The 14,615-nt window shown below is 71.0% G+C and carries 11 protein-coding genes; 4 read left to right on the top strand and 7 right to left on the bottom strand.

The window, feature by feature from the left end:
• The first annotated feature begins 70 nt into the window (after positions 1-70).
• Both ACFPFQ_RS35070 and ACFPFQ_RS35075 read left to right on the top strand, forming a co-directional pair.
• Complete coding sequence (locus ACFPFQ_RS35070) at positions 71-2,323, top strand: helix-turn-helix transcriptional regulator (protein WP_379626710.1); 2,253 nt, start codon at positions 71-73, stop codon at positions 2,321-2,323.
• 93 nt (positions 2,324-2,416) lie between these two features.
• Positions 2,417-3,322 (top strand): dioxygenase, encoded by a 906-nt coding sequence (locus ACFPFQ_RS35075; protein ID WP_379626712.1) that lies wholly within the window; start codon positions 2,417-2,419, stop codon positions 3,320-3,322.
• 52 nt (positions 3,323-3,374) lie between these two features.
• On the opposite strand, the gene ACFPFQ_RS35080 is transcribed toward ACFPFQ_RS35075, so the two are convergent.
• The 7 genes from ACFPFQ_RS35080 to ACFPFQ_RS35110 all read right to left on the bottom strand — a co-directional run bounded on the left by ACFPFQ_RS35080 (position 3,375) and on the right by ACFPFQ_RS35110 (position 11,368).
• Complete coding sequence (locus ACFPFQ_RS35080; protein WP_379626714.1) at positions 3,375-4,328, bottom strand: LysR family transcriptional regulator; 954 nt, start codon at positions 4,326-4,328, stop codon at positions 3,375-3,377.
• A 96-nt stretch (positions 4,329-4,424) separates the two neighbouring features.
• Positions 4,425-5,963: an AMP-binding protein gene (locus ACFPFQ_RS35085; protein WP_379626715.1), complete on the bottom strand. Its 1,539-nt coding sequence runs from the start codon at positions 5,961-5,963 to the stop codon at positions 4,425-4,427.
• Positions 5,927-6,982, bottom strand: coding sequence for an amidohydrolase family protein (locus tag ACFPFQ_RS35090; RefSeq protein WP_379626717.1), 1,056 nt, complete (start codon positions 6,980-6,982; stop codon positions 5,927-5,929). Before ACFPFQ_RS35090 ends, ACFPFQ_RS35085 begins: the two co-directional genes overlap by 37 nt.
• Positions 6,979-7,509: a cupin domain-containing protein gene (locus ACFPFQ_RS35095; protein ID WP_379626721.1), complete on the bottom strand. Its 531-nt coding sequence runs from the start codon at positions 7,507-7,509 to the stop codon at positions 6,979-6,981. The genes ACFPFQ_RS35090 and ACFPFQ_RS35095 overlap by 4 nt, the downstream gene beginning before the upstream one ends.
• Positions 7,510-7,528: 19 nt before the next feature.
• The gene (locus tag ACFPFQ_RS35100) at positions 7,529-8,476 is read right to left on the bottom strand and encodes a fumarylacetoacetate hydrolase family protein (RefSeq protein WP_379626723.1); all 948 of its coding nucleotides are present in this window, start codon (positions 8,474-8,476) and stop codon (positions 7,529-7,531) included.
• The gene (locus ACFPFQ_RS35105) at positions 8,473-9,849 is read right to left on the bottom strand and encodes an MFS transporter (RefSeq protein ID WP_379626724.1); all 1,377 of its coding nucleotides are present in this window, start codon (positions 9,847-9,849) and stop codon (positions 8,473-8,475) included. The genes ACFPFQ_RS35100 and ACFPFQ_RS35105 overlap by 4 nt, the downstream gene beginning before the upstream one ends.
• 82 nt (positions 9,850-9,931) lie before the next feature.
• Entirely contained in the window at positions 9,932-11,368 is a 1,437-nt protein-coding gene (locus ACFPFQ_RS35110; RefSeq protein ID WP_379626726.1) for an amidohydrolase family protein, read from the bottom strand.
• Positions 11,369-11,757: 389 nt separating this feature from the next.
• Between ACFPFQ_RS35110 and ACFPFQ_RS35115 the strand changes: the two genes are divergently transcribed.
• Both ACFPFQ_RS35115 and ACFPFQ_RS35120 read left to right on the top strand, forming a co-directional pair.
• Complete coding sequence (locus ACFPFQ_RS35115; protein WP_379626728.1) at positions 11,758-12,798, top strand: Lrp/AsnC family transcriptional regulator; 1,041 nt, start codon at positions 11,758-11,760, stop codon at positions 12,796-12,798.
• A gap of 574 nt (positions 12,799-13,372) precedes the next feature.
• Positions 13,373-14,158, top strand: coding sequence for a hypothetical protein (locus ACFPFQ_RS35120; RefSeq protein WP_379626730.1), 786 nt, complete (start codon positions 13,373-13,375; stop codon positions 14,156-14,158).
• The last annotated feature ends 457 nt before the right edge of the window (positions 14,159-14,615 follow it).

Below are 14,615 nucleotides of genomic sequence, written 5' to 3' on the forward strand. Positions count from 1 at the left end.
GCCTTTCACCCGGGTGAAAGGCCACGATCGGCCGGTGCACCGACGCGGCGCGGACGGGCATGCTGGCGCGATGTCCGCCGGGTCGGCCCAGATCGCCGAGGCGCTGCGCCGCCTGCACCGGGGCACGCCGTCCGTCCTCGTCGTCCACCTGGATCCGGCGACCCGCGCCTCGGGAGTGTTCGCCGAGCTGCGGACCGCGGCGAGCGGTGCGGGGTACCGCACCGTCACGGTCGGGGCGGTCGAGAGCGACCAGCTCTCGGCCCGACCACGCCTCCTCGATGCGCTGACCGGATCCGAGCACCCGGTCGGCGACGGCGGCGCGATCGCCAACCGGGTGGCCGAGCTGCTCGACGCAGCGGCGCAGAGCGCTCCGGTCGTGGTCATCGTCGAGGACGCGGGGTGGACCGACCCGGGGACCCTCCTCGCCCTCCGCACCGTTCCCGAACAGCTGGGACATCTCCCGATCGGATGGGTGATCGGGCTGGCGGCAGGCGACGCACGAGCCGATCGGGCCATCGCACCGCTGGAGCGGCTGGGTGCGCTCACGGTGCCCGCGGACACGCCGGAGCGGCCGGCGACCGGCAGCGATCGGGTCGCGCTGCTGCAGGTCGGGGCCGTCATCGGGGCGGAGTTCGACCCGCAGCTGGCCGCGCAGGTGCTCGGCCGCCCGGTGGGCAGCATCCTCGGTGAGATCGACAGCGCGTTGGCCGAGGGCGTGCTCGTGGACCGCGGCGCGGCCCTGCGGTTCGCCGATCTGCGCTACCGAGACCGGCTCTACGTCGCGCTCCCCTCCTCCGTGCGGCGCGCACTGCACCACGAGATCGCCCGGTGCCGGCTGGCGTGGCCGGGCGAGGAGGTCAAGGCCGTCTGGCACCTGTCCCGCTCGACCGGGCGGCTCTCGACGGCGGATCTGGCCGTGGTCCGCGGCGCGATCGGGCGGCTGGCCGCGGTCTCCCCGGAGGACGCCGCCGAACTCGCCTTCCGTATCAGCGGGCTCTACCCGTCACCGGATCCGCACCACGTCGAGTTCGTCATCACCGGGGCCACGCACCTCGGCAGGACCAGCCGGGCCGGTGAAGCGCTGTCGATGCTGGAGCGCCTGGCGGTGAGTGGACTCACCACCCGCGAGGAGGCCCGGCTGCGGCTCGTCTCCGCCCATCTCCACCAGGCCGCGGGCGACGACATCGCGGCGATGGAGCACGTGACGCGCGCGCTGGCCCTCCCCGCCGTCGACGGCCATGTGCAACTCGCGCTGCTCAAGATCCGCTCGGCGGGCCACGTCAACCTGGGCGAGGTCGACGCCGCCGAGCACGTCTCCCGCCCGATCCTGAGCGCCGCGCGCAGCAGCCCGGACCCGGCGACGCGGGTCAGCGCCGACCTGTTCGCCTCGCAGCTGGCGTTCGGCCGGGCCGAGGTGACGACCGCGCTGCACCTGGCCGAGCAGGCGGCGTCCGGGGTCGAGGTCTCGGCCACCCGGCCGCTGCACGCCCCCCGGATCCCGGAGCTCTGGCTGGCCACGGTGCTGCTGTCGTCCGACCGGTTCGACGAGGCGTCGGAGCTCCTGCTCGACGGGCAGCGCCACTACGAGCGGCGCGGTCTGGGATGGTCGGCGCCGTACTGGCACACCGTGCGAGCGATCGAGCGGTGGATGCGGCACGAGCTGGACGACGCGGCCGCTGAGGCCGAGACCGCGCTGGACGCCGCGACCCGTCTGGACATGGTCCGTCCGCGGCAGCTCACCCAGGCCGTACTGGCGATCATCGAGGCCGAGCGTGGCCGGGACGCGGCTGCACGGCGGGTCCTCGACGGCCGGACGCTCCCCCGACGGCCCGGCACCTACGACATCTGGACGGCGGCCGCGCAGGTCCGGCTGGCTCCCGACGGGGCGGACGAGGCCCGCCGCTGGCTCGACCGGCACGCCAACGTGGCCCGGATGATGTCGCTGGCGCCGACGGTGTGGCCCAGCCTCGTCGATCCCGACCGGTCGCGCGGTCGGGTCCGCGGCGCGCTCACCGAGATCGCCCGCGCCGCGCGTGACCAGCACGCGGTCGTCACCGCCGCCACCGGGTCCACGCACCCGCGGATCGCCGCCACGGGGACAGCGCAGCGCCCCGCGTCGGGGTGGGGCAGCCTGACCGCCTCGGAACTGCGGGTCGCCGCACTCGTCGCCGACGGGCACACCAACCGCGCGATCGCCGAGCAGCTCCACGTCTCGATCCACACCGTGGGCACGCACCTGCGCCATGCGTTCACCAAGCTCGACATCAACACCCGCGTCGAGCTGACCCGCATGGCGCTGACGCACGGCCGCCGACCCGGGTAGCGCACATCGCGTGAATGCGTGATGTGGCGAGCCTCCGCGCCTGCCGACAATCGGCCGGCATCCCGCACGCTCGCAGGCCGCCAGGAGGACACCATGGACGACGAACCGGACCGCACCGCGGCCAAGGCAGGCGAGCTGTTCTCCGAAGCTCGGTCCGTGGAGGTCGTGGCGGCGAGCTTCGCCTCGACCCCCGACCCGCGGCTGCGGCGCGTCATCGTCTCGCTCGTCCGGCACCTGCACGAGTTCATCAAGGACGTCCAGCTCACGCGGGCCGAGTGGGAGACCGCGATCCGGTACCTCACCGAGACCGGCCGGCTGTGCACCGACACCAGGCAGGAGTTCATCCTGCTGTCCGACGTGCTGGGAGCCTCCATGCTGGTCGAGACGATCAACAACCGCTCCGACGGGGTGCTGACCGAGACGACGGTCGAGGGACCGTTCCACATGGTCGACTCGCCCCCACGCGAGCTCGGCGCGCGCATCTGCGGCGCCGCCGAGGGCGACCCCTGCCTGGTGGAAGGCACCGTCACCGACGCGCACGGACGCCCCCTGCCGGGGGCGAGCGTCGATGTCTGGCAGGCGGACGCCGATGGCTCCTACGACGTCCAGCAGCCCGATCTCGCGGCCGAGGACAACCTCCGGGGCCTGTTCACCACCGACGAGCAGGGCCGGTTCTGGTTCCGCACGATCGTCCCGCGGTACTACCCGATCCCGTCCGACGGCACGGTCGGCACGCTGCTGCAGGCCACGTCCCGGCACCCGAACCGACCCGCGCACATCCACTTCGAGGTCTCGGCGCCGGGGATGCGCACCGTGACCACGCACCTGTTCGTCGACGGCAGCCCCTACCTCGACTCCGACGCCGTGTTCGGGGTGAAGGAGAGCCTCGTGCGGGAGTTCCCGACGATCGACGACCCGGCCCGGGCCGCCGAGTCGGGCATGCCCAACCCCTTCCGCACCGTCGAGTTCGCCGTCGTCCTCGACCGGGCGAGCGCGTGATCGTCCCGGCATTCGCCCATGGTCGTCGGCGGCTCGGCCTCGGCGCAGTGATTCAGAACGCGAGATCTGCGCCATGACCGCTAGACCCGACTGGACCTGGTCGAGTCGATCGACGGTGCTCGGCGAGCTCGCCGAGCCGGACACGGCTCATCTCGATGACGACACGCACGGCGGGCGCGGGCTGGCGTCCCGCACGGGTCACCGCCACGAGTTGTCGCTCCAACACGGGCGCGAACGCCATCGCCGTGAGGATGCCTGCGTCCAGGTCGTCCCGGACGAAGGTGTACGGCAGGACGGAGCAGTACTCACCCCGGGCCACGATGTCTCGCACCAGATGGATGGAGTCGGTCCGGGAACCGATGTCGCCCGGCACCTGGCCCGGCTCCACGCTCGCGAGCAGGAGATCGCGGAATCCCGGGGTCAGGACCAGCCGGAGGGACTGGAGCACGCTCGGGGTGACGTGGTCCCCGATGCCGCAGAGCGTGCCCGGCTTCCCCACGAGCAGCATCTCGTCGGATCCGATCTCGGTGACCGACAGGTGCGGGTTCGTGTGCTCGGACTGGTGGGTGAAGATGCCGAGATCCAGCCGTCCCTCCTCGACCCGCTCCCCGAGGAACATCGGCAGCGCCTCGACGATCTCGACGCGGGCCTGCGGATGCTCCTCGGCGAACCTCGCCTCGAGGTAGCCCGCCAGTGCGGAGACGAGTGACGGTGACAGGCCGAGTCGCACGGTGCCGACCAGCGACGTGGCAGCCTCCCGCACCGCCGACCTGATGTCGTCGAAGTAGGTGAGGAGGGTCTGGGCCATCTCGTACAGACGGGTGCCGGCGACCGTCGGGCGGACGCCGTCGGGCAGCCGGACCAGCAGCTCGACGCCCAGCTCCCGCTCGAGCGCCTGGATCTGCTTGCTGAGCGCCGGCTGGCCGACGTGCAGCTTCCGGGCCGCGCGACTGAAGCTCCCCTCGCGCACGATCGCCGAGAAGGACTGGAACTGCCGCACGTCCATCGCGTCACCCGTTCCTGGCGGATCTGCGCCACCGTCGCGACCGTATTCCATCCAGGAATGCTGCCGGAACGGTCCACCGCCGACAGGGTGGGGCGTTCAGCCGCGCCGCAGCAGGAACCGCTGGATCTTGCCGCTCGGCGTCTTCGGCAGCGCCTCGACGAAGTGGACGACCCGCGGGTAGGCGTGGCGCGAGTAGGTGTCCCGGACGAGGGTCTGGAGGTCCCGGGCCAGCGCGTCGCGCGCATCGGGCGACGCGCTCGTGACGACGAACGCCTCGACGATCTCCCCGCGGATGCCCTCGGGGTCCGGCCTGCCGACCACGGCGACGTCGGTGACGGCGGGATGGGTGATCAGCACGCTCTCGACGTCGAAGGGACCGATGCGGTACCCCGACGCCAGGATGACGTCGTCGTCGCGGGCGGTGAAGAAGTAGTACCCGTCGTCATCCGCACGGCCGGTGTCGCCGGTGAGGTACCACCGTCCGGCCTCGGCGAAGCGCTCGGCCGTCCTGTCCGGCTCGTGCTGGTAGCCGTCGAACCAGAACAGCGGGCTCGCGGACGCGTCGATCGCGATCTGGCCGTCCACCAGGCCGGCGACGAAGCCGGGTAGCGGACGTCCCATCGAGCCGGCCCGGATGGGCCGCACGACGTCGTCGTGCCAGTGGTTGCCGATGACCATGCCCAGCTCGGTCTGGCCGTAGTGGTCCCCGATCGGGACCCCGAAGGTCGTCTCCCCCCACTCCACCACGTCCGGGGTGAGCGGCTCCCCGGCCGACGAGGCCCGGCGCAGCGCGATCCGGCCGGTTGCCGCCGACTTGCTCATCGCCCGATACATCGTGGGGGCGCCGGCGAAGTTGGTGACGCCGAACCCCTGCATCACCGCCGCCGTCGACTCCGGGGTGAACGCCCCGCGGGAGAGCAGGTTGGCCCGCCCGCCCACGAGCGGCGCGACGATGCCGTAGTAGAGCCCGTAGGCCCAGCCGGGGTCCGCCGCGTTCCAGTAGACGTCCCCCGCCTGCACGTCGAGCCCGTAGTGCAGATAGCTGTGGAAGGCGGCGAGGGCTCGCACGGGCACGACGACGCCTTTCGGCTTCCCGGTCGTACCGCTGGTGTAGAGCTGCAGGAAGGCGCCGTCGCCGCCGACGACCTCGGACGTGGTCGACGGGGTGCTGTCGGCGACGAGGCGGTCGAAGTCCACGCCGGTCTCGATCACGTCGACGCCCGCGAGGGAGTCGAGCTTCGCCCGCTGCTCCGGCTCGGTGACGACCAGCCGCGCCGCCGCGCTCTCCACCCGCAGACGGATCGCGCCGTCGGCGAAGGCCGTGAACAGCGGCACGTGCACGGCGCCCAGCCGCCAGATCGCCAGCAGGGTGACGACGAGCTCGGGCCGCTTGGACATCAGCACAGCCACCCGCTCCGCGCGCTTCACCCCGCGCTCGGCGAGGGCCGTCGCGAGCCGCCGGGACCGGTCGGCGAGCTCGCCGTAGGTCATGGTCGTACCGGCCAGGCCCTCGTCCACGAACCGGAACGCGACGGCGTCGGGGTCGTGTCGGTCGCACAGCAGGGTCGCGACGGTCGCCCCGGGCGCGGCGTACTCGCTCAGCCAGCGCCCGACGGTGTCTTCGATGTCCGGCAAGGACTCCTCCTCGGGTCGGGTGTGTGGAACGGATCGTCGCCCCGGTGGGGATCCGGAGGAAGACCGAGAAAGGCGAGAGCGTTGTGCACCGCTACCGCGCGACGCCACGGGTCCGGCAGGGCATCGGCGATCCGCGCCGCCTCGTCGAGCTGTTCCGGCAGGAACGGGCTGTCGGTCCCCAGGAGCAGCCGATCGGCCCCGAACCGGTGCGCGAGCAGCGGCACCTGCTCGGGATCCAGGACCAGCGTGTCGACGAACATCCTCCGCACCAGGGCGTCCCACCGGTCGGGGACACCGTCGTCCGCCGCCATCCGCAGCCGTGGATAGACCCACGGAAAGGCACCACACCCGTGGGTGAGCGCGACGCGCAGGCCGGGATGCCGCTCCAGGACGCCCCCGAACACCAGAGCGAACGCCGCGGCCGCGGCGTCCACCGGCATGCCGAGCCCGATCTCGAGCTGCGGCCCGGACCGGTGCAGCACCCCGCGCCCGCGATCGACGGGATGCACGAGGACGCATGCGGCCGCCTCTTCGCAGATCGTCCACACCACCGACGGCTGCGCGGCGTCCAGGTCGTGGCCGTCCATCCGGGTGCCGATCTCGACACCGCGCAGGCCGAGGTCCAGGCACCGGGCCAGCTCGGTCGCCGGATCGGACCGGGGCAGGCACCCGAGGCCGATCAGCCGACCGTCCGCCGCCCGGCAGGCCGTCGCGATCGCGTCGTTCACGGCGCGGGCGTAGGCGGGATCGTCCGTCCACGCCTGCTCCATGATCTCCGGGACCGGCGAGATCACCTGATGGGACAGGCCCACCCGGTCCATCTCCGCCAACCGCGTCGGGAGGTGCCACAGCGCCGGCGGCACGGCACGGGAGCCGCCGTCCCCCCGCACGATCCGTCCGCCGCCGTCCTCCAGGACGAGTCGCGGTGCTCCGCTGGGCAGGGCGGGGAGCCCCGGCCCCAGGTGGTGCGCGTGGACGTCCACCGCGGTGAACCGCGGCGCACCCGGCGAGCCCGTCATCCGGGGTCGCCGCCCTGCGGCATGGGCGAGGCCCGTCCGGCCAGCGCCGACAGGTCCTCCCGGAGGACGACGTCGCCGATCCGTACGGGCAGCGCGTCGATCAGCACGAACAGCACCCGGACCGGCTCGTCGCCCCGGGCGACCCAGGAGTGCATGGTGCCCCGCTGGACGAGGACGTCGCCCGCGGTCAGCTGCTCGACGACCTCACCGCTGTCGAGGACCATGTCCAGCCGACCCGAGAGCACCAGGGCGACGTCCTGGGTCTCGGTGCGGTGCATGTTCGTGTGCTCGGCCGCCGCCGGATCGAACTCCGCGACGCGGAAGAGCACCCGTGCGCCCCGGGGACCGGGGGTGCCGTCGTCGAAGCCGTCCTCGTCGTTGCTGGCGGGGAGCTGCCCCGTGCACCACACGACCCGCGCCTCGTAGCCGGGCAGGCGCGGAGCCGAGCCCACGATCTCGTCGGACCTGACGACGGCCTTCCCGTCCTCGGAGTGGCCGGTCACGACCCGCCGGAAACTGAAGCTCATCGAGTTCGTCCTTCCCTGGTCAGCGCGGTCGGCCGGCGGCGCGCAGCGGCACGACGTCGATCCCCTCGGTCACCGTCTGCCGCGTCTCCCCCAGCCCGACCCCGCTGAGGCCCACCACGTCCCCCGGCTGCAGCCAGCCCGTGAAGTCCCCGAGTTCGGCGGTGTCGACGTGCTCGAGCAGGCAGCCACCGGGAACCGTGCCGGACCCGATCACCGCCCCGGGCCGCAGGTCGGTCCCCCGCGAGATGTAGGCGAGGAGCTCGCCGAAGGTCCAGTCCATCCGGTCGAGGGTGTCGCGAGTCAGCTCGACACCGTTGACCGTCGCGGACAGCTCGAGCACCAGCCGCCCGTCGCGGCGGTGCGGTTCGAGCTCGTCGACGGTGACCAGCGCCGGCCCCAGCGTGATCGCGCTGTCCTTGCTCTTCGCCATGCCGATGCCCTGGGCCATGTCCACGACCTGGTGGTCCCGCGCGGTCCAGTCGTTGTAGAGGGTGAATCCGGCGATGTGCTCCTCGGCCCGGTCCGGGTGCAGGTCACGGCCGCCGCGCCCGATCACCGCCCCGACCTCCAGCTCGAGGTCGAACATCGTCGAACCCGGCGCGATCGGGACGTCGTCGTACGGCCCGACGATCGCGTCCGCGTTCGCGAAGTAGAAGGCCGGGCTCTGCGACCACACCTCGGCCAGCTCGACGTCGCGGCCGAGTGCCTTGTAGCACCCGCGGAGGTGGTCGAGGAAGCACAGGCCGTCCCGCACCGACGGCGGACGGCGCAACGGGGCGAGCAGCCGAACCGCGTCCAGCCCCCGGACCTCTGCGGGCGCACGCCGCGCGTCCTCTCCCGCCTCGGCGAGAGCGTCGTCGGCCAGCAGTCCCTCCAGGGTCGCGCCCGCGGCGAGCCCACGAACGGACTCTCCGTCGATGACGCCGGTGCGGACGCCGTCGCCCGCCTCGTAGGTGACCCACCTCATCCGGTCACCGCCGCGTCGCCGGCGGTCGTGGCGACAGCGGCCGTCGAGAACCCACCGACCGGCCGGGCGCCCCGGCCGAGATGGATGGGGACCCGCAGGACGGCGAAGGACGCGACGATCGTCAGGATGCACGCGACCAGCACGACGTACATCGGCGCCCCGAGGCCGACGCTCGCCACCAACCACACCAGGATCAGGTTGAGGAAGCCGCCCAGTACGGCGACGACGATGTTGTACGGGACCGAGTAGCCGGTCTGGCGCACCTCGGTCGGGAAGACCACCGAGACCATGCCCGGGACGGCGGCCGCGATCCCACCCGCCGTCAACGCGGCGGGCAGCTGGATCCACACGGCGAGTTCCGACCCCGGAGGCAGCGTGGGGACGACCATCAGCAGCAGCACCGTCGTCGCCGCGGTCGACACTCCCGCCCAGAACAGCATCCGGCTCCAGCCGTACCGGTCAGCGACGTAGCCCCAGGCGGGCATGGACGCCATCGCTCCCGCGATCGAGATCAGGCTGGCGATCAGCGCCGTCGTCGGGGTGTAGCCGAGAGCAGTCTGGAGGTAGATCGCCCAGAAGTTGAAGTAGGTGATGTTGACCAGCGTCAGCGCGACGACGAGCAGGACCGCGAACAGGACCGACCTGCGGTGCCTGCCGAGCACCTCACGAACCGGCGCAGCCGGACGCCGCCCCTCCTCGACGGTCTCGCTGACGAACGCCGGCGTCTCGTCGATCCGGCGCCTGAGGTAGATCGACACGACACCGAGCAACCCGCCGACGAGGAATGGGAGACGCCATGCGAGCGAAGGCAGGTCCGGCGTCAGGTGCGTCGCCACGAGACCCGCCACGAACGCCGCCCCTGCGCCGAGCAGGAACCCGCTGTACGCCGTCATCTGCTGGAACGCACCCGCCCGCGCGACACCGTCCGGCCGGGCGTGCTCGGTGACGAAGACCGCGGCCGCGGGGAGCTCGCCCCCCACCGCGCAGCCCTGGGCGACGCGCAGCAGCAACAGCAGCACCGGCGCGGGCCAGCCGATGTGGTCGTAGGTCGGCAGCAACCCGATGAGCAGCGTGGCCACCGACATCACGGCGACGGTCAGGATGAACATGCGCTTGCGTCCCACCCGGTCGGCCACCCGGGCGATGAGGATTCCCGCGACCGGCCTGATCAGCAGGCCGATCGAGTAGACGCCGAGGGTCTGGAGCAGCCGCATCGTCGGCGACAGGTCCGCCGGGAAGAAGGCCTGGCCGATCAGGGTCGCCACGTAGAGGTAGACGACGAAGTCGTAGTACTCGAGAGCGGCGCCCAACGAACCCAGGCGGATGTTGCGCCTGGCTCTCCGTTCGGCCTCGGCCGACGATGATCGCGTCATTGCAGAGCATCCTTCTGTGAGTGCGTCGCCGTCGGGCGGACACCGAGGCACGCGAGGCGGTGGAGCCGACCGGCCCGTCGGGTCAGTCGTCGAAGTCGACGGCAGCGTGCGGCCAGTTCACGGCGTCGATCAGGTGATCGTGGGACTCCTGCACCCGGCGCCGGGCCCGGTCCAGGTCGACGCCGATCAGGCGGCCGTCCCACTTGACGACCCGGCCGTTCACCAGCACGGCGGTGACGGACTCGACCCCGGCGCCCTGTACGACAGAGGCCAGCACGTTGTTGCGCGGGAACAGGTGCGGCGCCGAGGTGTCGACGAGGATGAGGTCGGCCTTCTTGCCCGGCGTCAGGGAGCCCGCGACGTCCCCCACGCCGCAGTTGTTCGCGCCCTGCTGCGTGGCGGACTGCAGGATCTCCCGCAGCGTGGCCGAGACGCTCCCGCAGCGGTGCTGGTCGACCCGCTGCATCTGGTAGAGCGTGCGCATCTCGGCGAACATGTCGATCGCGTAGGTCATCGGGTTGTCGTTGCTCAGGCCCGGCCGCAGCCCCTGTTCGACCCACTCGTTGTAGGGAATCCGGCCGTACCGGAACTGGCTCTCGATGCGCGGACACACATTCACCTGCGCACCGTTGTCGATCACGTGCCGTCGCTGCTCGGGTGCGAGGAAGTTCGCGTGGTTGATCGCCTCCCGCCCGTCGAAAGAACCGTCCGTGTACAACGCCGCGAGATCCTGCTTCTCGATCCCGCTGTCGAAGGAGAACCAGAGATCGAGCTCCTTGCGAATAGGTAGGAGGTCGGTGAGATTGTCGGAACCGGCCGCGTACAGCCGCATCGAGCACAGGTCGTCGGCGCCGCGGAAGTACCGGTCCCGCAGCCGCCGGGCATCCGCGGGGAACGACTCGGCCCAGGCTCCCGCGCGGGGGCGCCCGACGGCGTGCACACCCCGCAATCCGGACTCGAGGAGCGCCTCGATCCCGGCGTCCGAATGCTCGGGCGAGCGGGCGTTGTGCATGTTGTCGACGACGGTGGTGATCCCACCGTTGAGCGCGGCCAGCAGCGTGATCAGCGTTCCCGCGTAGATGTCCTCGGGTCGGCACGCCGGCCCGAACGCCCGGTGTGCGGCGTACATGTAGCTGCGGCCCGAGACCGGTGCCCCACCGACGGCGTCCTCGGTCGTCTGGGGGATGTTCTCGGGGATGATCCGGCCGAGTGAGCCTTCCCAGCAGTGGATGTGCGGGTCGCAGAAGCCCGGCATGACGATGTGGTCGCGCGCGTCGATGACGACCGCGCCCGGCGCGGAGATCGCGGCCCCGACCTCGGCGATCCGGTCCCCGACGATCAACACGTCACCGACGGCGAAGTCGCCCACACCGCTGTCCATCGACAGCACCGATCCCCCCTGGACGAGGATCTGCTGGGAATTCACCGCAGCAGGCTCGCGGGCGGCGTGCCGCTCGATGAGGGCCTCGAGCCGGCGCTCGCCGGCCCGATCCGCAAGCGCATTCCCGCCAGCACTCATCAGTCCTCGATTCCGCGATTCGCGCACCGATGCCCGATTCGCAATCTCACCATTATTCGACGTCGAAACCGGCCGCGAAACCAGGCTAGCACCGCTGCAACCGTTGAGCTAATGCCAATAACCCATGGCGTCCATTCCTGCAAAGAATACCGAGCCTGTCCTCCTTGACGTCCGCGGGCGACGTCGTCACGGTTGCCGGGCCTCGTTGACCCGGGTCGGGACGGTGGAGGGGCGGGCGCCTCCGTCCCGGACGGGTTCGGCCGCGCGGCACGTCGACGCGCCGAGTCGCCGAGCCCGGTGACCAGTGCGCGCTACGGTCATCGCCGGGCTCCGGTCGGAGGGCGGCCAACTACGATCGTCGACATCGACCGAGGGGATGTGGCCCGAACGTGACGGACGGGGACGAGCGCGCGGTCCGCGTCCGGCTTCCTGCACGGATCAAGGACGTCGGGTCGGCGCCGTCGTCGCCCACTGTGGAGCCCCCCACGCTAGACGCGCTCGACCTGCAGCTCGTCTCGCACCTCATGCAGAACGGCAGGCTCGGCAATCGTGCGCTCGCCGGCATGGTTGCCGTCAGCGAGGTGACCGTCGGTTCTCGCCTGCGACGCCTGGTGGCGAAGAACATCCTGGTCTTCACGGCCGTCATCGACTGGGAGGCGGCCGGGTACGACTGGTTCGTGATCTGTCGGATCACCGTGACGGGTCGGGACCCCGTCGAGGTCGCGAGGCAGGTGGGCGCGGTGCCCGGGTGCATCGCGGCGAGTGCGGTGTTCGGCGCCGCCGACGTCCTGGGCTACTTCCTCGTCGCGGACAGGGCGGAGGTGCGAGATCTCCTCGGCGCCAGGCTGGATGCCGTCGAGGGGATCTCCCGCGTCGCCGCGGACATCGCTCTGGCCACCACGGTCACGATGCTCGGGGAGACGACCTTCCTCGCCGTAGGAACGGAGGACCTCCGCCTGCCACGGCCGGTCGTGTCGATGGACGCCCTCGATGTCGCGATCGTCGAGTTGCTGATGGAGGACGGTCGTCAGTCCAACCGCCGGATCAGTCGCACGCTGTCGGTGTCGGAAGGGACAGTGCGGACGCGTCTGGGACGGTTGCTGGACGCCAAACTGGTCAAGTTGGTGGCGATGGTCAACCCGGTCGCGGTGGGGATGGCCGGCCTGATCGCCCATCTCGCGATCCAGGTCCGTCGCGACCTGCTTCACGAGGTCACCAGCAAGGTGTCGACGATCGCCGAGGTCGCCGTTGCGGCGACCACGATCGGGAGCGCCGACCTGCACGTGGTCCTCGCGGTGGCCGATCACGCGCAGCTGGTCGGCATCGTGCAGCGATCGGTGCGCAGTCTGAACGGCGTCCTCGACGTCGATGTCCTCGAGATGATCGACATCGTCCGCTTCGACCCCTTTCTCAAGCATTTCCCAGCCTGAGCGCGCCGGCCGCACGGCCCGGCGAGGCGCACACGGTCTCGTCAGCGGCGGGCGCTGGGGTCGGATTCGGCGACGACGGGGCGGTGATGGCGGAGGTGAGGGGCAGATCCGTCGGGAACCGGCCGGCCCGGGCTTCGAGCGTGTCGTGGCCTGCTCACCTCGTGCGGAACGCCGACGAGCTGGTCGATCAGGTGCACCGCGAGCGGCCTGAGCGAAAATGCTTCGATGCGTACCGGCGAGGCTGTTGTACTACGCATCTTCAGAGGCTGGATGTCGCCGGATGTGCTCGAGTGCGGGCGGGCCGCAAATCCTACGCGGGCGTCCTCGTTGGATTGGGACCTCAGAGGTCGCGTGTGGGGCCCCTGACGCGCTGGCATCGCCGACGTTCTCAAGTAGAGAGTGCGTATCAGATGTGCCGGTATGGTACGCAATGTCTTGATCAGGACCGGATCTCGCCCTACAGTTCGCGGAGGCAACTGTCCGGCCGTCGACATTGGCTCCGCATCCTGCGGGCACTACCGAGCGACCCGGCCGTGGCCGCTCCGCTCGTCACCCGCCCACGTCGGAGGTCCGCATGTCCTCGATCCCTGATCCACCTGTCTACGAGATGCCGCTCGATCCCACCTTCGCCCTGGCGATGTTCGGCAGCGTCGCCCTCGTCGCTGTGGTCCTCGCCACCCGTCTCGCCGTCCGGAACCGCGACCCGCTGCCGGTGGCCGCCTGCGTCGGCGCGATGATCTGTGCCTTCAACGAACCGATCTTCGATGTGCTGGCGAAGATCGGCTATCCGGTTCTGCCACCGGCGGCAGTCGCCTATACGGCTTTCGGCCGCTCGATCCCGTGGTTCCTCGTCATCGGCTACATCCCCTGGGTCGGTCTCGTTCCCTACGTGGTGATGCGGCGCATGCACGCCGGCTTGCCCCGCCGGACCCTCTATCTGATCGCAGCCGGCCTGTGCGCGTCGGTCGCCGCAACAGAGATCATCAACGCTGCGGGGCTACACGCGTGGGCGTACTACGGCCAGACCGCATGGCGGGGCCACCTCGGTGGCGGAACGGTGCAGATGGCAGCGATGCCACTGGTGTTAGCGCTGATCTACTACGTGTTCGTCTCGAACATGGGCGCGGGGTCCCGGATCGTGGCGGCCCTGCCCCTGACCTTCGCCGCCACGACCTGGCCGCTCTACGTCTCCAACTATTCCGACCTGCCCGAGATCGCCAGATGGGGGGCCGCAGCGTTGTCGGTGGCGCTGTGCCTTGCCGTGATCCGCGCCGTCGCGCACGTCGCGGAAGGCTGGGCCACCCGACGCGCGACGGTCGACGTGGACCAGCCCGCGCTGGAGAGGACGGTCCGGGCCTGACACGGAGCGAAGCCGCATCTCGGTTGAAACCCCCTCCGCAAGCTGGTCTCCGCTCGCGAGGGGGCTCCCCGGCTGCGCGGCCCGCTGGGCGAGCTGCACCGCAAGCACCGCGCTATCGAGTTCCGCACGTTTCCTGATCACGATCGACAAGACCGTGCCCGCCGAGCTGGACGTGCACCTGATCTGCGACAACTACGCAGGTCCACCGCACATGGCCGGCAACATCGCGATTCCCACCTTGCAGTCGTCGTCCCGATGGGTCTATCTGCTCCCCGACAGGGTCCTGGTGAAGGACGGGTCGGTGTATGCCGAGCAGTCGTATGACCAACTGTCGGTTGCGGCCGACCTCGAAAGGTTCATCGAGGACGGCCGCCTTCCCGGAGACGCCGCCGTCGTCGGTACAACCTGGAAGTTCGTCAACAAGAACGGCGGACCCGATCGACGGTTCAAGAACAAC

The sequence above is a fragment of the Pseudonocardia sp. GCM10023141 genome (assembly GCF_042653605.1).